Source organism: Bradyrhizobium sp. I1.14.4, assembly GCF_050435825.1.
In the GTDB taxonomy this organism is placed as follows: domain Bacteria; phylum Pseudomonadota; class Alphaproteobacteria; order Rhizobiales; family Xanthobacteraceae; genus Bradyrhizobium.
Map to the genome: position 1 here is coordinate 115725 of NZ_JBNDLA010000018.1, position 24532 is coordinate 140256.

At 64.9% G+C, this 24532-nt stretch carries 21 protein-coding genes; 12 read left to right on the plus strand and 9 right to left on the minus strand.

What is annotated here, in order from left to right; genetic code table 11:
• Positions 1-29: 29 nt before the first annotated feature.
• Complete coding sequence (locus ABIB78_RS28255) at positions 30-686, minus strand: aldolase (protein WP_429030315.1); 657 nt, start codon at positions 684-686, stop codon at positions 30-32.
• A gap of 204 nt (positions 687-890) precedes the next feature.
• Between ABIB78_RS28255 and ltnD the strand changes: the two genes are divergently transcribed.
• From ltnD to ABIB78_RS28285, 6 genes are all read left to right on the plus strand, one after another.
• Positions 891-1802: an L-threonate dehydrogenase gene (gene ltnD, locus ABIB78_RS28260; RefSeq protein ID WP_429030316.1), complete on the plus strand. Its 912-nt coding sequence runs from the start codon at positions 891-893 to the stop codon at positions 1800-1802.
• Positions 1803-1814: 12 nt separating this feature from the next.
• Positions 1815-2597 (plus strand): 2-oxo-tetronate isomerase, encoded by a 783-nt coding sequence (gene otnI / locus ABIB78_RS28265; protein ID WP_429030318.1) that lies wholly within the window; start codon positions 1815-1817, stop codon positions 2595-2597.
• Complete coding sequence (otnK, locus tag ABIB78_RS28270) at positions 2594-3907, plus strand: 3-oxo-tetronate kinase (protein ID WP_429030320.1); 1314 nt, start codon at positions 2594-2596, stop codon at positions 3905-3907. Before otnI ends, otnK begins: the two co-directional genes overlap by 4 nt.
• 170 nt (positions 3908-4077) lie before the next feature.
• On the plus strand, positions 4078-5769 hold the full coding sequence (locus ABIB78_RS28275; RefSeq protein ID WP_429030321.1) for a methyl-accepting chemotaxis protein: 1692 nt from the start codon (positions 4078-4080) through the stop codon (positions 5767-5769).
• A 385-nt stretch (positions 5770-6154) separates the two neighbouring features.
• Positions 6155-9334, plus strand: coding sequence for an efflux RND transporter permease subunit (locus ABIB78_RS28280; protein ID WP_429030323.1), 3180 nt, complete (start codon positions 6155-6157; stop codon positions 9332-9334).
• Positions 9321-10523: an efflux RND transporter periplasmic adaptor subunit gene (locus ABIB78_RS28285; RefSeq protein ID WP_429030325.1), complete on the plus strand. Its 1203-nt coding sequence runs from the start codon at positions 9321-9323 to the stop codon at positions 10521-10523. Before ABIB78_RS28280 ends, ABIB78_RS28285 begins: the two co-directional genes overlap by 14 nt.
• Before the next feature lie 193 nt (positions 10524-10716).
• Here the strand turns inward: ABIB78_RS28285 and ABIB78_RS28290 are convergent, their stop codons facing one another.
• Positions 10717-12231 (minus strand): acetyl-CoA acetyltransferase, encoded by a 1515-nt coding sequence (locus ABIB78_RS28290; RefSeq protein ID WP_429030327.1) that lies wholly within the window; start codon positions 12229-12231, stop codon positions 10717-10719.
• 140 nt (positions 12232-12371) lie between these two features.
• Positions 12372-13505 (minus strand): nitronate monooxygenase, encoded by a 1134-nt coding sequence (locus ABIB78_RS28295; RefSeq protein ID WP_429030329.1) that lies wholly within the window; start codon positions 13503-13505, stop codon positions 12372-12374.
• Between the two features lie 282 nt (positions 13506-13787).
• Between ABIB78_RS28295 and yghU the strand changes: the two genes are divergently transcribed.
• Complete coding sequence (gene yghU, locus ABIB78_RS28300) at positions 13788-14666, plus strand: glutathione-dependent disulfide-bond oxidoreductase (RefSeq protein ID WP_429030332.1); 879 nt, start codon at positions 13788-13790, stop codon at positions 14664-14666.
• Positions 14667-14815: 149 nt separating this feature from the next.
• On the opposite strand, the gene ABIB78_RS28305 is transcribed toward yghU, so the two are convergent.
• The 5 genes from ABIB78_RS28305 to ABIB78_RS28325 all read right to left on the minus strand — a co-directional run bounded on the left by ABIB78_RS28305 (position 14816) and on the right by ABIB78_RS28325 (position 19131).
• Positions 14816-15091: a GNAT family N-acetyltransferase gene (locus ABIB78_RS28305; protein ID WP_429030334.1), complete on the minus strand. Its 276-nt coding sequence runs from the start codon at positions 15089-15091 to the stop codon at positions 14816-14818.
• A gap of 14 nt (positions 15092-15105) precedes the next feature.
• A complete protein-coding gene (locus ABIB78_RS28310; RefSeq protein WP_429030336.1) occupies positions 15106-15723 on the minus strand; it encodes a flavin reductase family protein in 618 nt (205 codons plus the stop codon).
• Positions 15724-15874: 151 nt separating this feature from the next.
• Positions 15875-17149, minus strand: coding sequence for an acyl-CoA dehydrogenase family protein (locus tag ABIB78_RS28315; protein WP_429030339.1), 1275 nt, complete (start codon positions 17147-17149; stop codon positions 15875-15877).
• Positions 17150-17343: 194 nt separating this feature from the next.
• The gene (locus ABIB78_RS28320) at positions 17344-17721 is read right to left on the minus strand and encodes a VOC family protein (protein WP_429030341.1); all 378 of its coding nucleotides are present in this window, start codon (positions 17719-17721) and stop codon (positions 17344-17346) included.
• 627 nt (positions 17722-18348) lie between these two features.
• The gene (locus tag ABIB78_RS28325) at positions 18349-19131 is read right to left on the minus strand and encodes an SDR family NAD(P)-dependent oxidoreductase (protein ID WP_429030343.1); all 783 of its coding nucleotides are present in this window, start codon (positions 19129-19131) and stop codon (positions 18349-18351) included.
• Positions 19132-19270: 139 nt separating this feature from the next.
• On the opposite strand from ABIB78_RS28325, the gene ABIB78_RS28330 reads away from it, so the two are divergent.
• From ABIB78_RS28330 to ABIB78_RS28340, 3 genes are all read left to right on the plus strand, one after another.
• A complete protein-coding gene (locus ABIB78_RS28330) occupies positions 19271-20065 on the plus strand; it encodes an enoyl-CoA hydratase/isomerase (RefSeq protein WP_429030345.1) in 795 nt (264 codons plus the stop codon).
• Entirely contained in the window at positions 20062-21045 is a 984-nt protein-coding gene (locus ABIB78_RS28335; RefSeq protein WP_429030347.1) for a phosphotransferase family protein, read from the plus strand. The genes ABIB78_RS28330 and ABIB78_RS28335 overlap by 4 nt, the downstream gene beginning before the upstream one ends.
• A 61-nt stretch (positions 21046-21106) precedes the next feature.
• Positions 21107-21490, plus strand: a complete 384-nt coding sequence (locus ABIB78_RS28340) for a DUF6285 domain-containing protein (protein WP_429030350.1) — start codon at positions 21107-21109, stop codon at positions 21488-21490.
• Between the two features lie 136 nt (positions 21491-21626).
• Here the strand turns inward: ABIB78_RS28340 and ABIB78_RS28345 are convergent, their stop codons facing one another.
• A complete protein-coding gene (locus ABIB78_RS28345; RefSeq protein ID WP_429030352.1) occupies positions 21627-22406 on the minus strand; it encodes an enoyl-CoA hydratase-related protein in 780 nt (259 codons plus the stop codon).
• A 220-nt stretch (positions 22407-22626) separates the two neighbouring features.
• Between ABIB78_RS28345 and ABIB78_RS28350 the strand changes: the two genes are divergently transcribed.
• Positions 22627-23901, plus strand: a complete 1275-nt coding sequence (locus ABIB78_RS28350; protein ID WP_429030354.1) for an acyl-CoA dehydrogenase family protein — start codon at positions 22627-22629, stop codon at positions 23899-23901.
• Between the two features lie 26 nt (positions 23902-23927).
• Positions 23928-24401 (plus strand): GFA family protein, encoded by a 474-nt coding sequence (locus ABIB78_RS28355; protein WP_429030356.1) that lies wholly within the window; start codon positions 23928-23930, stop codon positions 24399-24401.
• Positions 24402-24532 lie beyond the last annotated feature (131 nt).

Consider the following 24532-nt stretch of genomic DNA (forward strand, 5'->3'; position numbering starts at 1 on the left):
TGTCCTCCGCATACGATCCTCCGCTTGATCTAGTGAGGGTGATCCGGCAGTACGAGCCCGAACGTCCTGGTCAAATCCGCGACCTGTTCGGGCGAGAGATAGCGCGGGTTCAGCCCGCGCAGCAGCAGATAGAGTTTTGCGGTTTCCTCCAGCTCCTCGGTCGCGAACACGGCCGCTTCCAGCGTGTCGCCGGAGACGACGGGGCCGTGATTGGCGAGCAGCACCGATGAATATTTCCCGGCCAGCCCCCTGATCGCGTCGGCAACGGCGGGGTCTCCGGGGCGATAGTATGGCACCAGCGCGGTCTGGCCGCACTTCATCACGTAATAGGCCGTCATCGGCGGCAGCGCTGCGCGCGGATCGATCTCGGGCAGCATCGAGAGCGCGACCGAATGGGTCGAGTGCAGATGCACCACGGCGCCGGCGGTCGCGCGCGTCTGGTAGAGCGCGGTGTGCAGCGGCACTTCCTTGGTCGGGGCGTCGCCGGAAACGAGGCGGCCGTCGGCGTCGAGCCGCGACATTTTCGCTGGATCGAGGAAGCCGAGCGAGGCGTTGGTCGGCGTCACCAGCCAGCCGCCGTCGTCGAGCCGGACGCTGATATTGCCCGATGAGCCCGGCGTCAGCCCGCGCTCGAACAGCGAGCGGCCGAAGCGGCAGATATCCTCACGAACCCTTGTTTCGCTCATCCCGTTTCGCTCTCGGCGTCTTCCTTTTTTGGCGTTCCTGGCGCTATCCGTTTTCAGCTTTGTCTCATGCTTTGGCAGCGCGGCCAAGCCGTGATAGGCAAGCAGCAACGAGCATGATCGGGATCCGGCGGGCCGCGCCAGCGAAAAGTGAAAGCCGGTTTTCCGAAAATGCTCAAACAACTAAAAATGTTGAGGGATCGCCGCATGTCCAGTTCCGCAACACCACACGTCGCCGTCATCGGGCTGGGCTCGATGGGATACGGCATGGCGACCTCGCTCAAGCGCGCCGGCTTCGAGGTGACCGGCTGCGACGTGTCGGCCGATGCCGTCGCGCGCTTCGTGGCCGATGGCGGCAAGGGTGCGAGGTCGCCCGCCGAGGCCGCACGGCACGCGGACATCGTCGTCAGCGTCGTCGTCAATGCGGCGCAGACCGAGGCCATCCTGTTCGGCAAGGACGGCGCCGCCGAGACGCTGGCGAAGGATGCTGTCTTCATTTCTTCGGCGACCATGGACCCCGATATCGCACGGCGGCTGGCGAAGCAGCTTGAGGCGACCGGCCGGCATTATCTCGATGCGCCGATCTCCGGCGGCGCGCAACGCGCGGCACAGGGCGAATTGACGATTCTGGCCTCCGGCAGCGCGGCGGCGTTCGCGAAGGCGCGGCCGGCGCTGGATGCGATGGCGGCGAAACTTTACGAGCTCGGCGATGCGGCAGGGCAGGGCGCCGCGTTCAAGATGATCAATCAATTGCTGGCCGGTGTGCACATCGCGGCCGCCTCGGAGGCGATCGCCTTTGCCGCCAGGCAGGGCCTCGATATCCGGAAAGTCTATGAGGTGATCACGGCCTCCGCCGGCAATTCCTGGATGTTCGAGAACCGCATGCCGCATGTGCTGGACGGCGACTACGCGCCGCGCAGCGCGGTCGAGATTTTCGTCAAGGACCTCGGCATCATCCAGGACATGGCGCGCAACGCGCGCTTCCCGGTGCCGGTGTCGGCCGCGGCGTTGCAGATGTTCCTGATGACCGCGGCGGCCGGCATGGGCCGCGACGACGATGCGTCGGTGGCGCGAATGTATGCGCAGGTCACCGGCACCAAGCTTCCCGGCGCGAAATAAGAGGATCCTGCGATGCCCCGCTTTGCCGCCAACCTTACCATGATGTTCAACGAGGTCCCGTTCCTCGACCGCTTCGAGGCGGCGGCGAAAGCGGGCTTCACCGCGGTCGAGTTCCTGTTTCCTTACGACCATCCGGCCGAGGAGGTGGGCAAGCGGCTGAAGGCCGCCGGGCTGACGCAGGCGCTGTTCAACCTGCCGCCCGGCGACTGGAACGCCGGCGAGAAGGGCTTTGCCGCGCTGCCGGATCGCTTCGCCGACTTGCAGCAGAGCCTGAAGACCGCGCTGCCTTATGCGCAGGCGACCGGCGTCAAGCGGGTGCATCTGATGGCGGGGATCGCCGATCGCAGCGACGCCAGGGCGGTCGCCGCGTTTCGCAAATCAGTCGCCTATGCCGCCGAGTTCTTCGCGCCGCACAGCCTCGACGTCGTGATCGAGCCGATCAATCCGCGCAACGTGCCCGGCTACTTCCTCAACGACTTCATCTTCGCGCGCGACCTGATCAACGAGCTTGATATTGCAAACCTCAAGCTGCAGTTCGATATCTACCATTGCCAGATCATCCATGGCGACGTCACCATGCGGCTGCGCGAGATGATGCGGATCGTCGGCCACATCCAGATCGCCTCGATCCCCTCGCGCAACGAGCCCGACGGCGAGGAGCTGAACTATCCGTTCCTGTTCGGCGAGCTCGACCGGCTCGGCTATGGCGGCTTCGTCGGCTGCGAATACAATCCGCGCGGCAAGACCACCGACGGCTTGGCCTGGTTCAAGCCCTATGCTGGAGTGAAGCCGTGACGCGAGCCGGAAAACTGTCTCTCGGTTGCATCGCCGACGACTATACCGGCGCCTCCGACCTCGCCAACACGCTGACCCGTGCCGGCCTGCGCACCGTGCAGACCATCGGCGTGCCCGCAGACGATCTCGCGCTGCCCGAGGTCGACGCCGTCGTGGTGTCGCTGAAGAGCCGCTCGATCGAGGCCGGCCTTGCCGTGACGCGCTCGCGCGCGGCGGAGAGCTGGCTGCGGGGCCGCGGCGCCGAGCACATCCTGTTCAAGATCTGCTCGACCTTCGATTCCACCGATGCCGGCAATATCGGTCCGGTGATGGACGCGCTGCGCGCCGACTCCAGGGACAGCATCGTGCTGGTGACGCCGGCGTTCCCCGAAACCGGCCGCACCGTCTACCAGGGCAATCTGTTCGTCGGCTCGGTGCCGTTGAACGAGAGTCCGCTGAAGGACCATCCGCTCAACCCGATGCATGATTCCAATCTGGTCCGCGTGCTGGCGCGCCAGAGCAAGACCAAGGTCGGCCTGGTCGATCTGGCGACGCTCGCCCGCGGCGCGGAGGCTGTGCGCGCCAGGCTGGCCGAGCTCGCGCATGCCGGCGTTGGAGCTGCGGTCATCGATGCGGTGTTCGACCGCGACCTCGAGACCATCGGCCAGGTGGCGCTGGATCACCGGCTTTCGGTCGGCGCCTCCGGCATCGGGCTTGGATTGGCGCGGGCGCTGGTCGATGCAGGCAAGGCCAAACCGGATGGCACGAATGCGACGCTCGGGACGCCGGTCGGCGGCCCGGCCGCCTGCCTCGCCGGCAGTTGCTCGCAGGCGACCCTGCGGCAGATCGCCAACGCCGAGAAGGTGATGCCGGTCCTGCACCTCGATTCCGAGCGGGTGGTCGCCGGCAAGGAAGAGGCGCAGCGCGCGCTCGCCTGGGCCAAAGATCGGCTCGGGGCGGGGTCGATCCTGATCGCGAGCAGCTCGACCCCGGATGAGGTGGCAGCCTTGCAATCCCGCCATGGTCGCGACGCAGCCGGACATGCCATCGAGCAGGCGATGGCCGACATCGCGGAGGGGCTGGTGCAGTCAGGTGTGCACAGGCTGGTGGTCGCCGGTGGTGAAACTTCAGGCGCCGTGGTCGACCGCCTGCGCATCCCGGGATTCCTGGTCGGTGCGGAAATCGCGGCAGGCGTTCCGGTTCTGCGCGCGGTCGGCGCCAAGACCCGCGACACGACCAGCGACAAGAGCGGCGAGATGGTGCTTGCCCTGAAATCAGGCAATTTCGGCGGGCCGGAGTTCTTCTCGGATGCGCTGGCATTGATGCCTTGATGCGCCTGTTGGACATCATGTCACGGCGGTGTCTGTTATCTCCGTAGTTCAACGGGGAGGTAAATTAACCCTACCTAAGGAGGGGGGCTGGCTTTGATGTCTGTGGCGTCCCGCCGCGCCCCCAGCCATTCGATCGGGCCTCGCGAGCCCGATATCCAAGAGACCCCACGATGTTCGCCAAATACTCGATCCGCGCCAAGATCATTGCCGTGGTTGCATTCCTGCTTGTCGCGATGACGGGCATGGGCCTGCTGGCGGTCATGAATTTGCGGTCGATCAATGCCAACACGGTCGATATTACGAGGAATTGGCTGCCGAGCGTGCGTGCGCTCGGCGATCTGCGCGCCGGCGTCATCACCTACCGCAACGTGATCCGCGAGCACATGCTGGCCGAGACGCTGGAGGAGAAGCTCGTGCAGGAAAAGACCCTTGCGACCGTGGTCGAGGCCAACACCAAGTTCCGCGCGATCTATGAGCCGATGATCACATCGCCGGAGGAGCGCGCGCTCTACAATCAATGGGTCGACAGCTGGACCCGCTACAAGAAGGGCACCGAACAAGTGATGGAGCTGTCGCGCAAGGAGGCCGGCAAGATTCCGCACGAGGCGCATGAGCTCAACGCCAAAACGGTGAACAAGATCGGCCTCGAAGCGGATGAGATCCTGCGCAAGGACATCGACCTCAACAATGCCGGTGCCGACAAGGCGGCGCAGGACGCGTCGAATAGCTACGCGTCGGCCCTCATGGTGCTCGCGATGATCGTCGGTGCCGCCATCATCTTCGGTGTCGGCGTCAGCTTCCTGATGATCCGCGACGTGACCTCCGGCATCGCCTCGATCGTGAGCCCGATGCAGGCGCTGGGCCGCGGCGATCTCACCGCTGTCGTGCCGCACCAGGGCGAGAAGACCGAGATCGGCGCGATGGCCGACACGCTGCAGGTGTTCAAGGAAGCCCTGGTCGCCAAGAAGGTGGCCGATGAAGCCGCGGCTGCCGATGCCGAGGCAAAGATCGAGCGCGGCCGCCGGGTCGACTCCATTACGCGCAATTTCGAGCAGATGATCGGCGAGATCGTGCAGACCGTGTCGTCGGCCTCGACCCAGCTCGAAGCCTCCGCCAGCACGCTGTCGTCGACCGCACGGCGTTCGCAGGAACTGACCACCTCGGTTGCCGCGGCGTCCGAGGAAGCCTCGACCAACGTCCAGTCGGTGGCGTCGGCGACCGAAGAGCTGTCGTCATCGGTGACCGAGATCAGCCGCCAGGTGCAGGAATCGGCGCGGATGGCCGGCGACGCCGTCGGCCAGGCGCGCACCACCAACGATCGCGTCAGCGAGCTGTCGAAGGCGGCCGCGCGCATCGGCGACGTCGTCGAGCTGATCAACACGATTGCCGGCCAGACCAATTTGCTGGCGCTCAACGCCACCATCGAGGCGGCGCGCGCCGGCGAGGCCGGCCGCGGCTTCGCAGTCGTTGCGTCCGAGGTGAAGGCGCTGGCCGAGCAGACCGCAAAGGCGACCGGCGAGATCGGGCAGCAGATCGCCGGCATCCAGACCGCGACCCAGGAGTCGGTCGGAGCGATCAAGGAGATTTCGTCGACCATCGAGCGGCTATCGGAGATCTCGTCCACCATCGCCGCTGCGGTCGAGGAGCAAGGCGCGGCGACGCAGGAAATCTCCCGCAACGTGCAGCAGGCGGCGCAAGGCACCCAGCAGGTCTCGGCCAATATCACCGATGTGCAGCACGGCGCCAACGAAACCGGCTCGGCCTCGACCCAGGTGCTGTCGGCTGCACAGTCGCTCTCGGGCGACAGCAGCCGCCTCAAGCTCGAGGTCGGCAAGTTCCTCGAGGCCGTCCGCGCCGCCTGATCCGGCGCCCGTCGAGCCGGCGCTGCCGGCACCGTCTCGGGGCAATCGATATCAGCGTGGTGGGCCGACCGGCTCACCACGCTTTGCATTTTCGCAGAGCAGCGATGCGTTAGCCTCCCGGCAGCCGAAACGCCGTGCCCGGCCAACTCGCATTCGCAGCAGAGCCGTCTCTTTTTGACGACGATCCGAGTGCGATCGGCGGCGCGGCGCCCGCTGCGATCGATCGGAGCGCGCGGCTTCACGCGCTATGCCAAGGAAGTGAAGGCCGCTGCGGCTGCGCGGGTTGGCGTTTTGCCCGGCATCGGGTAAATCGGCCGCTGCGGAACGGCTTTTGCAATGCCGATTCCTCTGCCTGGGCGGGCTTCATTTCGGGAATGCTGCTTTTATGATCGCACTGGTCCGTATCGCGCTGAGCCGGCCATATACTTTCGTCGTGCTCGCGATCCTGCTGCTGATTATCGGACCGCTGGCGGCGCTGCGCACGCCGACTGACATCTTTCCGGATATTCGCATCCCGGTGATCGGCGTGGTCTGGCAATATACCGGCCTGCCGCCGGACCAGATGTCCGGGCGCATCACCACGCCGTTCCAGCGCGCGCTGACCACGACCGTCAACGACATCGAGCACATCGTCGCCAATTCCTATAACGGCGTCGGCATTATCAAGATCTTCTTCCAGCCCAACGTCGACATCCGCACCGCCAACGCGCAGGTCACCGCGATCTCGCAGACCCTGCTCAAGCAGATGCCGCCGGGCGCCACGCCGCCACTGATCCTGAACTACAGCGCTTCGACGGTTCCGATCATCCAGGTCGCGCTGTCCGGCGAAGGCCTGACCGAGCAGAACCTCGCCGATATCGGCATCAACCAGCTGCGCACGCCGCTGGTCACGGTGCCCGGCGCCGCGATCCCGTATCCGTTCGGCGGCAAGCAGCGCCAGGTCCAGATCGATCTCAATTCGACCGCGCTGCAGGCGCGCGGCCTGTCGGGCCAGGACGTTGCCAACGCGCTCGCCGCGCAGAATTTGATCACGCCGGTCGGCACCCAGAAGATCGGCAATTTCGAATACACCATCAACCTCAACAACTCGCCGCTGCGGCTCGAGGAGCTCGGCGACCTGCCGATCAAGCAGGTCAACGGCGCGATGGTCTATGTGCGCGACGTCGCCTCGGTCCGCGACGGCAACCCGCCACAGACCAACATCGTCCATGTCGACGGCAACCGCTCGGTGCTGATGATGGTGCTGAAGGCCGGCGCCACCTCGACGCTCGATATCATCTCCGGCATCAAGCAGAAGGTGATCGAGGTCAAGGACCAGATGCCGGACGCGCTCAAGATCGGCTTCATCGGCGACCAGTCGGTGTTCGTCCGCGGCGCGATCACCGGCGTCGCCTTCGAGGGCGTGATCGCCGCGGTGCTCACCAGCGTCATGATCCTGTTGTTCCTCGGCAGCTGGCGCTCGACCGTCATCATCGCGGTGTCGATCCCGCTGTCGGTGCTCGGCGCCATCATCATGCTGTCCCTGATCGGCGAGACGCTGAACATCATGACGCTCGGCGGCCTCGCGCTCGCGGTCGGTATCCTCGTCGACGACGCCACGGTGACGATCGAGAACATCAACTACCACCTCGAGCAGGGCAAACCGGTCGAGCAGTCGATCCTCGACGGCGCCAACCAGATCGTGACGCCGGCCTTCGTCTCGCTGCTCTGTATCTGCATCGTGTTCGTGCCGATGTTCTTCCTCACCGGCGTGGCGCGCTTCCTGTTCGTGCCGATGGCCGAAGCGGTGATGTTCGCGATGATCTGGTCGTTCATCCTGTCGCGCACCCTGGTGCCGACGATGGCGAACTATTTGCTGCAGGCGCATGTGCATCACGAGGGCGCGCCGCCGAAGTCGCGCAATCCCTTGGTCTGGTTCCAGCGCGGCTTCGAAGCGCGGTTCGAGCGGATTCGTGGCAGCTATCGCGGCCTGCTCGTGATGGCGCTCGGTCATCGCACGGTGTTCGTGATCGGCTTCCTCGCGGCCGTGGCCGCGTCGCTCCTGCTGGTGCCGTTCCTCGGCCGCAACTTCTTCCCGTCGGTCGATGCCGGCAACATCCTGATGCATGTCCGCACCCAGGTCGGCACCCGCGTCGAGGAGAGCGCCAACCAGCTCGCCGACATCCAGAAGGCGGTCCGCAAGCTGATCCCGGGCGAGATCGAGACCATGACCGACAACATCGGCATGCCGATTTCGGGCATCAACATGACCTACAACAACACCGGCGTGATCGGCCCGCAGGACGGCGACATCCAGATCAAGCTGAAGGAAGGCCACAAGCCGACCGAGCAGCATGTCCGCACGCTGCGTGAGCAGTTGCCGCGGCTGTTCCCGGGCACGAACTTCGCGTTCCTGCCGGCCGACATCGTCAGCCAGATCCTGAACTTCGGCGCGCCGGCGCCGATCGACCTGCAGATCCGCGGCGCCAATAGCGACGCCAATTTCGCCTATGCCAACAAACTACTGGCGAAGATCAAGCGCATCCCCGGCATCGCCGATGCGCGAATCCAGCAATCGCCGAACAACCCGACCTTCAACATCGACGTCGACCGCACCCGCGCGCAATATGTCGGCCTGACCGAACGCGACGTCACCAACTCGCTGGTCGTGAACCTCGCGGGCTCCTCGCAGGTCGCGCCGACCTACTACCTCAATCCCGATAACGGCGTGTCCTATTCGATCGTGATGCAGACGCCGCAATACCAGATCGACTCGCTGAGCGCGTTGCAGACCCTGCCGATCACCGCGACCGGCAACACCCAGGCGCCGATCCTCGGCGGCATCGCCGACATCAAGCGCGCGACCTCGAGCGCGGTGGTGTCGCAATACGACATCCAGTCGCTGGTGCAGATCTACGCCACGACGCAGGGCCGCGATCTCGGCGGCGTCGCGACCGACGTGCGCCAGTTGATCGCGGACACCGCCAAGGAGGTGCCGAAGGGCTCGTCCGTGGTGCTGCTCGGCCAGGTGCAGACCATGAACTCAGCCTTCACCGGCCTGTTGTTCGGCCTGCTCGGCGCCGTCGTGCTGATCTACTTCCTGATCGTGGTGAACTTCCAGTCCTGGTCCGATCCGTTCGTGATCATCACGGCGCTGCCTGCGGCGCTCGCCGGCATCGTCTGGATGCTGTTCACGACCCAGACCACGCTGTCGGTTCCGGCGCTGACCGGGGCCATCATGTGCATGGGCGTGGCGACCGCCAACAGCGTGCTCGTGATCAGCTTCGCCCGCGAGCGCTATGAAGAACTCGGCGACCCCGTCGCGGCGGCCCTGGAGGCCGGATTCGTCCGGTTCCGCCCGGTGCTGATGACCGCGCTCGCCATGATCATCGGCATGGCGCCGATGGCGCTCGGGCTGGGCGAGGGCGGCGAGCAGAACGCTCCGCTGGGCCGGGCCGTGATCGGCGGCCTGATCTTTGCAACCTTCGCGACGCTGATGTTTGTTCCCGTGGTATTCAGTATGGTACACAAGAAGCAAGGCGCCAAAGCCGCCGCCTCATCGGAGATTCCGCATGCCGCCCACTGAACAGCGCCCTCCGGTTTCGCGCCGGAAACTGGGCATCTTCGGCGTGGTGGCACTGGTCGGCGCGGGCCTGATCATCGGTACCGGCATTCGCGCCCGCGAGGAGCAGGACACAAGACTGAAGGAATGGACCGACGACCAGGCCATTCCGACCGTCGCGGTGGCACTGCCTAACGCCAAGGCGCTGAGCCCCACGATCGACCTGCCGGGCCGGCTCGAGGCCTATTCCCGCGCGCCGATCTTCGCCCGCGTGTCCGGCTATCTCAAGAACTGGGACGTCGACATCGGGGCCCGCGTCAAGGCCGGCCAGGTGATCGCCGAGATCGAGGCGCCCGACCTCGACCAGCAATTGCTGCAGGCGCGTGCCGATCTCGCCAGCGCCCAGGCCTCAGCCAAGCTCTCCGAGGCGACGCTGAACCGGCGCAAGACGCTGGTGGCCTCGAACTTCGTCTCCGCCCAGGAGATCGACGAGCGCACCGCCGACCTCTCCAACAAGAACGGTGCGGTCAAGGCCGGCCAGGCCAATGTCGAGCGGCTGGAAGCGCTCGCCGGCTACAAGAGGATCACCGCGCCGTTCGACGGTGTGGTGACCTCGCGCGACACCGACGTCGGCGCGCTGATCAATGCCGGCGGCAACTCGGGTCCCGCGATGTTCACGGTTTCCGACATCACCAAGCTGCGCGTCTATGTCAACGTGCCGCAGAACTACGTTCCGGCGATCAAGATCGGCGCCAAGGCCACGCTGGTGTTGCCGGACTACCCGAACCGCGCGTTCCAGGCGACGGTGGAGGCCTCCTCGCAGGCGGTCGATGTCGCCTCCGGCACGACGCGGATGCAACTCGGGCTCGACAACTCCTCCGGTGAGCTGATGCCGGGCAGCTATGCCAGCGTGAAGCTCAACCTGCAGCGCGACTCCACGCCGCTCAGCATCCCCGCCAGCGCGCTGATCTTCAACAGCAATGGCCTGCGGGTCGCGACCGTCGGCCCGGACGACAAGGTGTTGTTCAAGACCGTGAAGATCGGCCGCGACCTCGGCAAGGAGATCGAGCTCGCGGCGGGCCTCGCCCCCGATGATCGCATCATCACCGCCCCGCCGGACGGCCTCGCCGACGGCGATCATGTGCGTGTGACCGGTGTCGGCGCCAAGGGCAAGCCGACCACCGCCTCCGAAAGGCAGGACGTGAAGGGGTAGGGGGCACAAGTCGCCTTCCTCTTACCTCGCCCCGCTTGCGGGGAGAGGTCGGATCGCATCGTGAGATGCGATCCTGATGAGGGGGTACAGGTCTAACCGCGCTCACGTCTCGCGGTGAGAGCGCCTCATCCCAACCCTCTAAGAGCGAGCTTCGCTCGTCTCGACCCCGCAAGAGCGGGGCGAGGGAGAACTGCTAACCCACCCGCCATTCCAGCATGCCGTCACCGGCGGTGACGATGTCGCCCGTGGTGCCGACCGGCGTGCGGTCGAGGTCCTGCAGATGCGTCAATGTCGCCGTGTCGCTCGCCGGGATGCGGCCGAGCGTGCGGCGGCCGTCTTCGGTGCGCAGCATGGTCACGCCGTGCTCGACCTCGCCATTGGCGCGATAGATCACGGTGAAGGCCTCGACCTTGCCTTTTCCTGTCGCCTCCGCAGTGAAGTCGGGCACGTCGCGGCGATGGCGGTCGGCTTCCGCCTGCACGGACGTGTCCAGCTTGAGCGCGGCGTTGGGCGCGGCGCGCGACAGCACGAGGCCATGATGCTTGGTGACGAAGCCGCCCTGGCCGTAGAGCAGGCCGAGCGTGCCGCCGTTGCGCAGCTTGCGCACCATCGCGCAGGCCGAATGCGTCATGTAGGTGTTGAGCGGCGCGCCGAAGAACGTAAGGCCGCCCGTTACGGTCGGCTGCACGTCGTTGCCCAAGCCGAGCGTCCGGCGCGCCATCTTCGGTACGCAGGGGAAGCAGCTATAGAGCTCGATCGCGTCGAACTTTTTGCCGTCGTCGCCGACGAGATCCATCACCGCCTTCAGCACCGCGGTCTGCGCGTGGCTCTCGACGAACTGGTCGCGGATCAGATAGTCGCGCGGCTCTTCCGCCGAGGCGCCGCCGAGCGGATAGATCAGCCTGTCTTCCGGCACGCCGGCGGCGCGCGCTTTCGCCAGGCTGGTCAGGATCAGCGCGCCGCCCATGTTCACCGTCGGGTTCGCCACCATCAGTTTTGTGTACGGCCAGGCGATCATCCGGTTATCCGGCGTCGCCGTCGTAATTTCGTCGCCGGTGAAGCGCTTCTTCAGCCACGCATTCGGATTGTCGGCGGCAACCCGCGCATAGGTCGACCACAGGTCGCCGGATTCCTTCAGCGCCTCGCGCGGCGTCTGGCCCCAATGCGCAGATGTCGCGGACTCATAGAGCGGATAGACCGTGATCGGCCTGAATACGCCGAGCGTCACGGCAAGCGGTTTCTGGAATGCGGCGCCGCGCTTCGGCTCCTCCACGTCGTGGGCGAACGGCGTCCACGGCAGTTCGACGCCGGCGCGCTGCGCCTTGGTCGCGGTCGACTGCGCCTCCGCGCCGCACACCGCAGCGACGCTGCATTCGCCGCGCGCGATGCGCTGCGCCGCCTCGTGCAGGTAGCGGATCGGGCTCTCGCCGCCGACCGGGCCGTAATAGAGATGCGCGGGCGCAATGCCGAGCCGCTGCGCCAGCTGCTTCTCGGGATCGCGGTAGCGCCAGCTCAGGAAGTTGACGACGTCGAGCGACTGCACATCGGAGAGCAGCTTGGCGCCGCTGTCGGCCTCGGCGCGCTTCAGCGCCTCTTCCAGCAAAGTGAGCGGCTCGAGGCCGGCGGCGATGTCGTTCGGACGATCGACGATCTCGCCGACGCCGACGATAACGGGAAGGCGGTCTTCGGGGATAGAGGATGTTGTCATTTCTGTTGTTCTTGCCCTACGAGAATTTGAGTCCCTCATCCTGAGGAGCGCGGAACGCGCGTCTCGAAGGATGAGGCCATCAGCCGGGCCCCATGGTTCGAGACAGCGCTTGCGCGCCTCCTCACCATGAGGGGATAGATCTACTCCGCCACCAGCGCGTTCATGTGCTCGACCGCCGCGACGAAATCCTCCTTGAACTCCTGCACCACGGCGCCTGCGGATTTGACGCTGTCGATCAGGCCGACACCCTGGCCGACGAAGTAGCTGACGAGGTCGCGTGCCTTCTCGTTGCCGGCCGCAGCCGAGCGGTCGATCGCGTTGAAGGCGTCGCGGCTGATGATGCTCTGCAGCGGCATCGGCAGCGCGCCGGGGCTGTCCGGCGAACGGTCCCAGGCGTCGGTCCACACCGAGCGGAGTTGCCGCGCCGGCTTGCCGGTGCGGCCCTTCGAGCGGATTGCGTCGCGTGAGGAGGCCGCGATCATCTTCTCGCGGAAGATCTCCGACGTCTCCGACTCGAGAGTGGCGAGCCACACCGAGCCGGTCCAGGCGCCGGCCGCACCCATCGCCATGCAGGCCGCCATCTGGCTGCCGGTCATGATGCCGCCGGCGGCGAGCACCGGCACGTCGCGGATCTTCCTGACCGCCTTGATCACCTCGGGCACCAGCACCATGGTCGAGACCTCGCCGCAATGGCCACCGGCCTCGGTGCCTTGCGCGACCAGGATATCGACGCCAGCCGCGACCTGGCGCAGCGCATGTTCCTTGGAGCCGACCAGCGCCGCCACCGGCACGCCATGCTTGCGGCCCATCTCGATCATCGCCTTCGGCGGCACGCCGAGCGCATTGGCGATCAGCCTGATCGGATGCCGGAACGAGACCTCGAGCAATTGCAGCGCTGTCTCGGCATCGAACGGCTGTGGCTGGTTGTCGGCGACGTTCCGGCTGGTCAGCTCGATATCGTACTTCTTCAGGAGATTGCGGGTGAAGTCGCGATGCTCCTGCGAGACGCGCGCCTCGAGGCTCTTCCAGGTGACGTTCTTCTCACCGGCAGTCGAGATGTTTTCCGGGATCAGCACATCGATGCCGTAGGGCTTGCCGTCGACATGCGCGTCGATCCATTTCAGCTCCTGCTCCAGCGTCTCCGGCGAATGCGCGGTTGCGCCGAGCACGCCGAAGCCGCCGGCGCGGCTGACCGCCGCCACCACGTCGCGACAATGGCTGAAAGCGAGCAGGGGGAATTCTATACCCAGCATGTCGCAGATCGATGATTTCATGGACTGGTTTTCTCCCGGCAGCTGCTTCTTGTGCTTGTTTGCATCAGCCCCTGCGACGCTAGCGCATCATGGATGGCCAAGCCAAGCGGGTTTCGGCCGGGGCGATCTTGCGCACAGGCGCTGCCTGGAAGCATCCCTCGCCCTGCCATTCCGCAAGGTAGAAAATGCGATCGCGCGGGGTGGGCAAAGCGGAGCGCGGCCACCATCTAGTTCGGGCATGCAAAATGGGCACGGCGGTCGCCGCCCCACCCTTGGAAGAAACGTAAACCGGGAGCCAACGACGTGACCGACACCACTGCCTACGAGCCGCCGAAAGTCTGGACCTGGAACAAGGAGAGCGGCGGGCGCTTCGCCGGCATCAATCGGCCGATCGCCGGTCCGACCCACGACAAGGAACTGCCGGTCGGCCGCCACCCGCTGCAACTCTACTCGCTGGCGACGCCGAACGGCGTCAAGGTCACCGTGATGCTGGAAGAGCTGCTGGCGGCGGGTCACAAGGGCGCGGAATACGACGCCTGGCTGATCAAGATCGACGGCAACCAGTTCGGCAGCGGCTTCGTTGCGGTCAATCCGAACTCGAAGATCCCGGCACTGATAGACCGCAGCGGGCCGGAGCCGATCAGAGTGTTCGAGTCGGGCTCGATCCTGGTCTATCTCGCGGAAAAATTCGCCGCGTTCCTGCCGACCGACGCCAAGAGGCGTGCGGAAACCTTCTCCTGGCTATTCTGGCAGATGGGCTCGGCGCCCTATCTCGGCGGCGGCTTCGGGCATTTCTATGCCTATGCGCCGACCAAGATTGAATACGCCATCGACCGCTTTGCGATGGAGGTGAAGCGCCAGCTCGACGTGCTCGACCGCCGGCTCGCCGACAACGAATATCTCGCGGGTGACGTCTACACCATCGCCGACATGGCGGTGTGGCCCTGGTATGGCGCGCTGGCAAAGGGCCTGCTTTACGGTGGCGGCGAATTCCTCTCGGTGCAGGACTACAAGAACGTGCAGCGCTGGACCGACGCGATCGCGGCGCGGCCCGCGGTGAAGCGCGGCCGTATGGTCAACCGGACCTGGGGCGAGCCGTCGAGCCAGCTCCACGAGCGGCATGAGGCCGGTGATTTCGAGACCAGGACGCAGGACAAGATCGGCGAGGAGGTCGCGTCGTAGCTGCGTATGACTCTAACCCCTCATCCTGAGGAGCCCGCGAAGCGGGTGTCTCGAAGGATGCAGGCCACGGGCAGGGCCCTCATGGTTCGAGACGCGCTTCGCGCTCCTCACCATGAGGTTTGGCAGGTTGCAAAAACCGCTACTCCGCATCAACCCGCCAAATCGTCATACTCCGGATGTTTCTTCATGAAGCCCTGGATGAACTCGCATTTCACGACAAGCTTGATGGCTTGTGCGCGGACCGCGTCGAGTGTCGCACGGGCGAGCTTGGAGCCGATGCCGCGGCCGCCGAGCTCCGGCGGCACTTCGGTGTGCACCAGCGTGATCGTGTCCGGCGTCTTGCGGTAGACTACGAAGGCGGTTGCGCCATCGACTGCGAGTTCGAACCGGCTTTGCGCTTCGTTGTCGCGGAATGTTTCGCTCATTGTCTTGTCCTCGGCTATTTCTTCTTTGCGCCTTCGGCCGCGGGAAACACCACGCGGTCGTCGGTGCGGCAATAGCGATCGGCGAACATGCGGCCGATCGGGTGGTAGCGCTCCATGTGGACGCGCATCGCATCACGGTCCCACAATTCGTCGCGGATGTGGAAATGGATGCCTTCGCCCATGATCAGCTGACGGTCGCCGTTGACGTCGATCAGCTTCCAGGTCTTGCACTCCATCGCGAAAGGCGCGTCGGCAAGCCGGGGCGCCGCGATCTTGCTGGACGGCGCGAGCTTCAGGCCGAGATAGTCGGGCTCGCCGATCTCGGGCGGGAAGTCGCCGCTCGTCTCGTGCATCGCGCGCACCAAGGGCTCGTCGGTGAGGTTGACGACGAATTCGCCCAGGCGCTGGATATTGACCAGCGTGTCCTTCTCGCGGCCGTCGGGCCTTCGATTGACCGCGAACATGCAGAGCGGCGGGTCCTCGCAGAACACGTTGAAGAACGAGAACGGCGCCGCATTGACCACGCCGTCCGCGCTCAGGCTCGTCACCCAGGCGATCGGCCGCGGCAGCACAAAGGAGGTCAGCACCTTGTAGCGTTCGCGCTGGGTGAGGTCGCTTGGAGAATATTCCATGGAATGATCCGGGAAAGTGTAGGGCGGGTGAGCAAAGCGTAACCCGCCGCCGGCCGGCTAGAAAGTAAAAGGCGGGTTACGCTCGCGCGAACCCGCCCTACGATACCGCTTGCTGACTCTCCCCGCACGCGGCGAGAAGGAGAAGACGAGCCTACGGCATGCTCAGTTCGTGGCGGCCGACCACCATCCAGTGCACCTCGTCCGGACCGTCGGCGAAGCGGAGATGGCGGACGTCCTGGTACATTTCGCCGAGCGGCGACCACTGCGAGATGCCGGTGGCGCCGTGCATCTGGATCGCCTGGTCGATCACCTTGCAGGCGCGCTCGGGGACCATGGCTTTGACCATCGAGACCCAGACGCGCGCTTCCTTGTTGCCGAGCACGTCCATCGCCTTGGCTGCCTTCAACACCATCAACCGCATCGCCTCGATCTCGCAGCGGGCCTGGGCGATGATCTGCATGTTGCCGCCGAGATGGGCGATCTTCTTGCCGAACGCTTCGCGGGTCAGGCCGCGCTGCACCATCATGTCGAGCGCCTTCTCTGCCTTGCCGATGGTGCGCATGCAGTGGTGGATGCGGCCCGGTCCGAGGCGGACCTGCGAGATCTCGAAGCCGCGGCCTTCGCCGAGCAGCATGTTGTCCTTCGGCACCTTCACATTGTTGAAGCGCAGATGCATGTGGCCGCGCGGCGCATGGTCATGGCCGAACACGTGCATTGGGCCGAGGATCTCCACGCCGGGCGTGTCGATCGGCACCAGGATCTGCGACTGCTGCTTGCTCGGCGCCGCGTCGGGATTGGTCTTCACCATCACGATCATGATCTTGCAGCGCGGATCGCCGGCGCCGGAGATGTAATACTTCTCGCCGTTGATCACCCACTCGTCGCCGACGAGCTTTGCGGTGGTCGAGATGTTCTTGGCGTCGGAGGAGGCGACGTTCGGCTCGGTCATCGCGTAGGCCGAGCGGATCTCGCCGTTGAGTAGCGGCTTCAGCCACTTCTCCTTCTGTGCCTTGGTGCCGACGCGCTCCAGCACTTCCATATTGCCGGTGTCGGGCGCCGAGCAGTTCATGGTCTCCGACGCCAGCGGACTCTTGCCGAGCTCGGCGGCGATATAAGCGTAGTCGAGGTTGTTGAGGCCATCGCCGGTTTCGGCATCGGGCAGGAAGAAGTTCCAGAGGCCGACTTCCTTGGCCTTGTCCTTGGCCTTCTGCAAGATCGCGAGCTGCTCGGGCGTGAAGCTCCAGCGGTCGGTCTTCTTCTCGCCCGCGCGATAGAACTCGACCGAGATCGGGTCGACCGTGTCGCGGATGAACTGCTTCACATGGTCGTAAAGCGGGCGGACCTTGTCCGACATGCGCAGATCGTTGAGCTCGTCGCCCGGACTGAGCGTGTAGTTCGTGGTGCGCGGCACATAGGCATGCTTCATTGTTATTTTCTCCCATCGGCAAAGGCGTGTTGGCGCGGACAATAGACGCGCGCGGCGCGAAGCGCGAGCACCGATTTTTCGATCGCCTCTACCGCATCGCGGAATATCACGACGGCGTTTCAAACGTTGTTTGAACGCGGAAGCGACGCCGTCCTTCGGACGGCTATGCCCGGCCATGACGAGCGAAGCGCCGGTTACGCCATCCGATGCATCGCGCAGATCTTGTTGCCGTCGAGGTCGCGCAGATAGGCAAGGTAGAGCTTGATGCCGTTGCCTTCCCGTACGCCCGGCGGGTCCTCGCAAGGCTTGCCGCCATTGGCGACGCCGGCCGCGTGCCAGGCATGGACCTGCTCCGGAGAGCTGCAGGCAAAGCCGATCGTGCCGCCATTGGCGTGCGTCGCCGGTTCGCCGTTGATCGGCTTGGAAACCATGAAAATGCCGGCCTTGGTGAGATACATGATGCGGTGACCGTCGACCCGGGCCGGCCGAACATCGAGCGTGCCGAGCAGCGCATCATAGAACGCCTTGGCCTTGTCCAGATCGTTGGTGCCAATCATCACGTGTGAAAACATCTGAAATATCCTCCCTGCTTGTTGACGAAAGCCGCCTTGTTGCGCCCTTGCAGCGCGAACGCTAGCAGCAGTTTTACCGCGACGGAAGCGACGCTGCATCGCGTTGACGATGCACTATCCAATCGTCATTCCCCGGTGCGCAATTGCGTACCTGAGCGCTCGCGAAGCAAGAACCCGGAATCGATTGGGCCAGCAACGCTCGTGGATGAACGGATTCCGGGTTCAGCCCAGCGAGCTGCCCCAGAATGATGACGGACGACACCTGCGCGCCCCTGCCACTGATTTGGCCGACGGCGCAAGCCCCTCGCGGTGCGATCGGCACCCGGCTTTCCCTGCGCCCTCTGTTCAAGGAGGGAGCAAGTTAACGCAAGACTCGGACGCGCCAGCGCCGCGAGGATGCGGGTGTGTGATTCAAGTTCGCGCCACAAATTCGGTGTCGTCCCGGGCAAGCCAACGGGTCGGCGCAAAGCGCCGCCCGATGACAGGCTCCGCGTGACCCGGGATCCATAACCACCGATGCTCATTGTGTTACGATGCCGCGGCCTCAGCCTGCTTCAACAGCAGAGTTATGTGGTTATGGGTCCCTGCTTTCGCAGGGACGACATCAGTGTTGCGGCAAGAGCCAACTCAGAACGCCGTGTACCCACCGTCGATCACGAAGCAATCCGCCGTATGATACGACGACGCCTTGCTCATGATGTAGACGGCGATGCCACCGAAATCGCTCGGCTCGCCGAAGCGGCGCACCGGGATGCGCGGCATCACATTGGCGACGAACTTGTCGTTGGCCATGATGCCGGCGGTCATGTCGCTCTTGATCCAGCCGGGCAGGATGGCATTCGCGGTGACGCCATGGCGGGCGAGCTCGACGCCGAGCGCGCGGCACAGCGCGTTCAGGGCGGCCTTGGTGCCGGCATAGTGCTCGTTGCGCGCGGTGCCGAACAGCGAGGCGAGACTCGAGGTCGCGACCAGCCGGCCGAACTTGTCACCGGCTTCGGCGCGCTCCGTCATGTGGCGCGCGGCGGCCTGGAAGACGTGAAACACGCCGTCGAGATTGGTCGCGAACATCTTGCGCCATTCCTCCTCGGTGCGGTCGATAAAGGAGCGGCGTCCGCCGCCGCCGATGCCGGCATTGGCGAAGCAGCCGTCAACGCGGCCGAAGGTGTCGAGCGTCGCCTTCATCGCGGTCCTGACCGAACCGGGATCGCTGACGTCGCAGAACTGCGTCGCGACCTTGCCGGGCCCGGCCTTCATCGAGGCCGCGGCGTTGGCGTTTTTTTCCGCGTTGCGGCCCCAGATCGCGACGTTGCAGCCGGCGGCGTTCAGCGCCTGCGCGATGCCGAGGCCGATGCCGCCATTGCCGCCGGTGATGACGGCGACACGGCCGGTGAGATCGAAGATGCCACTCATTGGGGTTTCCATTTGGTTTGGTGCGCGCTAATCACGCGTTCACGGATGGGCTTGCTGCCGACCATGGACAAGCCCGGCACAAAAATCAAATATGGGTCGAAGCATCGACCAACCGCCGAAACAACGTAAAGAGGAAACCATGCAATTCAAGCACGTCACGCTCGACTTCGATGGATCGGTCGCGATCCTCAGGCTCGACCATCAGGAAGTCATGAACGCGGTCTCGCTCGACATGCTGGGCGGACTTGCCGAGGCGATGGACGCGATCGACGACAAGCGCGACGAGGTGCGCTGCCTGGTGATCACGGGCGCGGGCCGTGCCTTCTGCACCGGCGCCAATCTCCAAGGACGCAACACGCAGCAGAAGCCCGGCCGCAGCAATGCGGGGGCGGCGCTCGAGACCGCGTTCCATCCATTCCTGCGCCGTTTGCGTAAGCTGCACTGTCCAATCGTGACGGCGGTGAACGGGCCGGCCGCCGGCGCCGGCATGAGCTTCGCCCTGATGGGCGACCTCATCCTGTGCGCGCGCTCGTCCTATTTCCTGCAGGCGTTCCGCCGCATCGGCCTGGTGCCGGATTGCGGCTCGACCTGGCTGCTGCCGCGGCTGATCGGCAAGGCGCGTTCGGTCGAACTGTCCCTGCTCGGCGAGCGGCTTCCGGCCGAGAAGGCGCTGGAATGGGGCCTCGTCAACCGCGTCTATGACGACGGGGCGCTGATGGAGGAGACCATGAAGCTCGCGCACGATCTTGCCAACGGACCGACGGTCGCGCTGTCGCTGATCCGCAAGCTTTACTGGGACAGCCCGGAAAACTCCTTCGAGGAGCAACTCAATCAGGAATTCGAGTCGCAGCGGATCGCGGGTGGTGCCGAGGATTTCAAGGAGGGCGTCACCGCATTCCTCGAGAAGCGACCGGCGAAGTTTAAGGGCAAATGATCGAGACCGAGCTCGGGCGCTGCGTCGCCTCCTTTCATCCCGGCGCGACCGGCGTGACCGGCGCCGCTAAGCTCTCCGGCGGCGCCAGCCAGGAGACCTGGACGTTCGACATCGTGCACCCGAACGGCAATGTCGGCGCGATTCTGCGCCGCGCGCCGCCGGGCTACGGTGCGGCGCCGGGCCGCGCCGCCGGCCTCGATGCCGAGGCGACACTAATGCAGCTCGCGCATGACGCGGGCCTGCCGTCGCCGAAGGTGATGCATGTGCTGACGCCGGAGGACGGCCTTGGCCGCGGCTTCATCATGGCGCGGGTCGAGGGCGAGACCATCGCGCGGAAAATTTTGCGCGACGAGGAATTCGCCAATGCGCGGCCGATCCTGGCGCGTCAACTCGGCCGCGTCATCGCCGGCATTCATCGCCTGCCGCAGGCAAAACTGCCGCAGCTGCGCAGCCTGACCGCGACCAGGGAGATCGAGGATCTCGGCCGAGAATATCACAGCTTTGGCTGGCCGCGGCCGGTGTTCGAGCTGGCGCTGCGCTGGCTGCGCGATCACGATCCCGGTCCGTCGTCCGAGGTGACGCTGGTGCATGGCGATTTCCGTCACGGCAATCTGATCGTCGGCCCCGACGGGGTGCGCGCGGTGCTCGACTGGGAGCTCGCGCACACCGGCGATCCCATGGAGGACCTCGGCTGGATTTGCGTCAATTCGTGGCGCTTCGGCGAGATCGACAAGCCGGTCGGCGGTTTTGGCACACGCGAAGAGTTGTTCGCAGGCTACGAGGAGGCTGGACGCAAGGCGGATCCGGCCCGCGTGATGTTCTGGGAAGTGATGGGCACGCTGCGCTGGGGCGTGATGTGCTGCGGCATGATGCAGCGCTTCCGCTCCGGCCCGGATCACTCGATGGAGCGTGCGATGATCGGGCGGCGTGCGTCCGAGACCGAGATCGATTTGCTTCGACTGTTGGCTCCGCGCGCATGATCCCGAAAAGTGGCATCCGGTTTTCGGAATCGATCACGCGCAAGAAAGAAAGCAATTGACCATGCAGGACGAACCGACACCCACCGAACTGATCAAGGCCGTCGCCGGTTTCCTGCGCAACGAGATCGCGCCTGTTATCAAGGGGCACAACGCCTTCAAGCTGCGCGTCGGCATCAATGCGCTCGATCTGGTGACGCGGCAGCTCGCATTTGCCGAGGCCGGCGATGCGACCGAGGCCGCGCGGCTGAAGCAATTGCTGGGCGCGGACGGCACGCTGATGGAGCTGAACCGCGTGCTGTCGGAGAAGATCGCAAGCGGCGAGGTCGATCTGAAAACGCCCGGCCTGCCGGAGCATCTCTGGCAGACCACGATGGACAAGCTCGCCGTCGATCAGCCGAACTATGCGTCCTACAAGAGGGAGTTGGGCAACGACAAACGCTCCTGATTGTGTCGTCATGCCCGGGCTTGTCCCGGGCATCCAAATCTATTCTTTGGCGCGGCATCAAAAGACGTGGATGGCCGGGACATCTGCGCGAAGACGCGCTTTGCGCTCTTGCCCGGCCATGACGTGGAGAGAGCGATTACTTCCCCAGCCACTTCGGCGGACGCTTCTCGGAAAACGCTTTCGGGCCCTCGATGTAGTCTTGGGACGCGGCCATCGCCTTTACCGCCGGATAGTCGCGCTGCTCGGTGATCGCCTGTTCGAGCGAGACCTCGAGGCCGCGCTGGATGGTCTGCTTGGAGGCGCGGATCGACATCGGCGAGTTCTTGGTGATGGTCTCGGCCCAGCGCTCGGCAGCCGCCGGCGCTTCGCCCTGCGGCACCACCTCGTTGACGAAGCCGAGCTCGAGACCTTCCTTGGCGCTGACATGGCGCGCAGTGAGGATCATGCCCATGGCGCGCTTCAGCCCGATCTGGCGCGGCAGCCGGTGCAGGCCGCCGGCAAGCGCCGCGAGGCCGACGCGCGGCTCGGGCAGGGCGAAGGTCGCATTCTCCGAGGCGATGATCAGGTCGCAGGCCAGCGCGATCTCGAACCCGCCGCCCATCGCGACGCCATTGACGGCGGCGATGATCGGCTTGTCGCAGTCGAAGCGGGTGGTGAGGCCAGCGAAGCCGCCCTTGTCCCAGCCGCGCCTGCCGCCCGCGGCCTGCCATTTCAGGTCATTACCGGCGCAGAACGCCTTGTCGCCGGCGCCGGTGACGATCGCAACCCACTGCTCGGGATCGGCCGAAAAGTCGTCGAACACCTTGTTGAGCTCGAAATGCGCGTCGATATGCAGCGCGTTGTAAACCTCGGGCCGCGACAGCGTCACGATGGTGATGGGACCCTTGCGGGTCACCCTGGAGAATTTCAGATCCATGTTTGCTCCCGTCGATTTTCTGCGGCGAAGAATATGGCTGATATCCTAACGCCTGCGCGTCGTTCCGTGCCATCCAATTACGCAACGCGACCGCGCGCGCAAGGGTCATCGGCCTGCTTGACTTGGCCACGCGCTTCTCAGCTTAATCGATCCGAACGCGCATGCGCGATAGCGCCTAAACACAAAACCAGAATCAACAATATCTTCGGGAGTGACCGCCTTGGATTTCAATCTGCCGGCTGACCTGACAGCCTATCTCGCCGAGCTCGATCGCTTCATCGAACGCGAGATCAAGCCGCTGGAAGAAGCTGACGACAACATCCGCTTCTTCGATCATCGCCGCGAATGGGCGCGCACCGATTTCGACAAGGGCGGGCTGCCGCGCCGCGAATGGGAGCTGTTGCTGCGCAAGGTCAAGAACCTGGCCGATGCCGCGGGCCATCTGCGCTTTGCGATCCCGAAGCGCTACGGCGGCAAGGACGGCTCCAATCTCTGGATGGCGGTGATCCGCGAATACTTTGCCTCGAAAGGTCTCGGCCTGCACAACGACCTGCAGAACGAACACTCGATCGTCGGCAATCTGCCGATCGTGACCATGCTCGACCGCTATGGAACCGATGAGCAGAAGGCGATGATCGACGGCTCGATCACCGGCAAGTACCGCATCACGTTCGGTCTGACCGAGCCCGAGCACGGTTCCGACGCCACGCATATGGAAACCAGGGCGGTGCCGGCCACGCGCGATAACGTCAATGGCTGGATCATCAACGGCGAGAAGATGTGGACCACCGGCATGCATGTCGCCACGCACTGTGCGCTGTTTGCCCGTACCTCCGGCAACGACGGCGATGCCCGCGGCATCACCTGCTTCCTGGTGCCGGCGCAATCGGCGGGCGTGAAGGTCGAGGAGTATATGTGGACCTTCAACATGCCGACCGATCACCCGCGCGTCAGCTTTACGGATGTGTTCGTGCCTGAGGATGCGCAGTTCGGCGAGGTCGGTCGCGGCCTGTCACTGGCGCAATGCTTCGTGCACGAGAACCGTATCCGCCAGGCGGCAAGCTCGCTCGGCGCTGCGGTCTACTGCATCAACGAGAGCGTGAAGTATGCCCGCGAACGGAAGCCGTTCGGCAAGGCGCTGGCCGAGAACCAGGCGATCCAGTGGCCGCTGGTCGAGCTTGCGACCCAGGCCGAGATGCTGCGGCTGCTGATCCGCAAGACCGCCTGGGAGATGGACCAGCTGACCCAGACGCAGGTCGAGCACACTCTCTCGGACCGGGTCTCGATGTGCAATTTCTGGGCGAACCGTCTGTGTTGCGAGGCCGCCGACCGCGCGATGCAGGTACATGGCGGCATGGGCTATTCGCGTCACAAGCCGTTCGAGCACATCTACCGCCATCACCGCCGCTATCGCATCACCGAGGGCAGCGAGGAGATCCAGAAGCGCAAGGTAGCGGGCTTCCTGTTCGGCTACATGGGAGCCGGCAAGCACTGAGGAGTTAGCAGAGGAGGCGGTACCACATGGAAGGTGGATGCACTTGCAGAAATGTCCGCTACCGCCTGACCGGCAGGCCGCTGATCGTGCACGCCTGCCACTGCACCTGGTGCCAGCGCGAGACCGGCACCGTGCACGCGCTCAACGCGATGTACGAGGCCGAACGGGTCGAGCACATCGCGGCCGAGCCTGAGATCGTTGACACGCCGTCGGCGAGCGGCAAGGGCCAGAACATCGCCCGCTGCCCTCGCTGCAAGGTCGCGGTCTGGAGCAATTATCCGGGTGCGGGACCGGCGGTGCGTTTCGTTCGCGTCGGCACGCTGGATGATCCCAGCCGGTGCCCGCCGGATGTCCATATCTTCACCTCGTCCAAACAGTCCTGGGTAACGTTCCCGCCGGGCGCAAAAGTGTTCGCCGAGTATTACGATCGGCGAGAGGTTTGGTCGGAGGAGGCGATAGAGCGCTGGCGGGTCCTCAGACAGAAGATGGGCAAGACGTGATGGACGCTTCTCTCACCATCGTCGTCCCTGCGAAAGCCGGGACCCATATGTGGACGGCCCCCGTGGCACAAGAGCTTTTTGAGTAGATCGGATCGCTTGCATCCATATGTCCGGCCTGTTGATGCGACGGT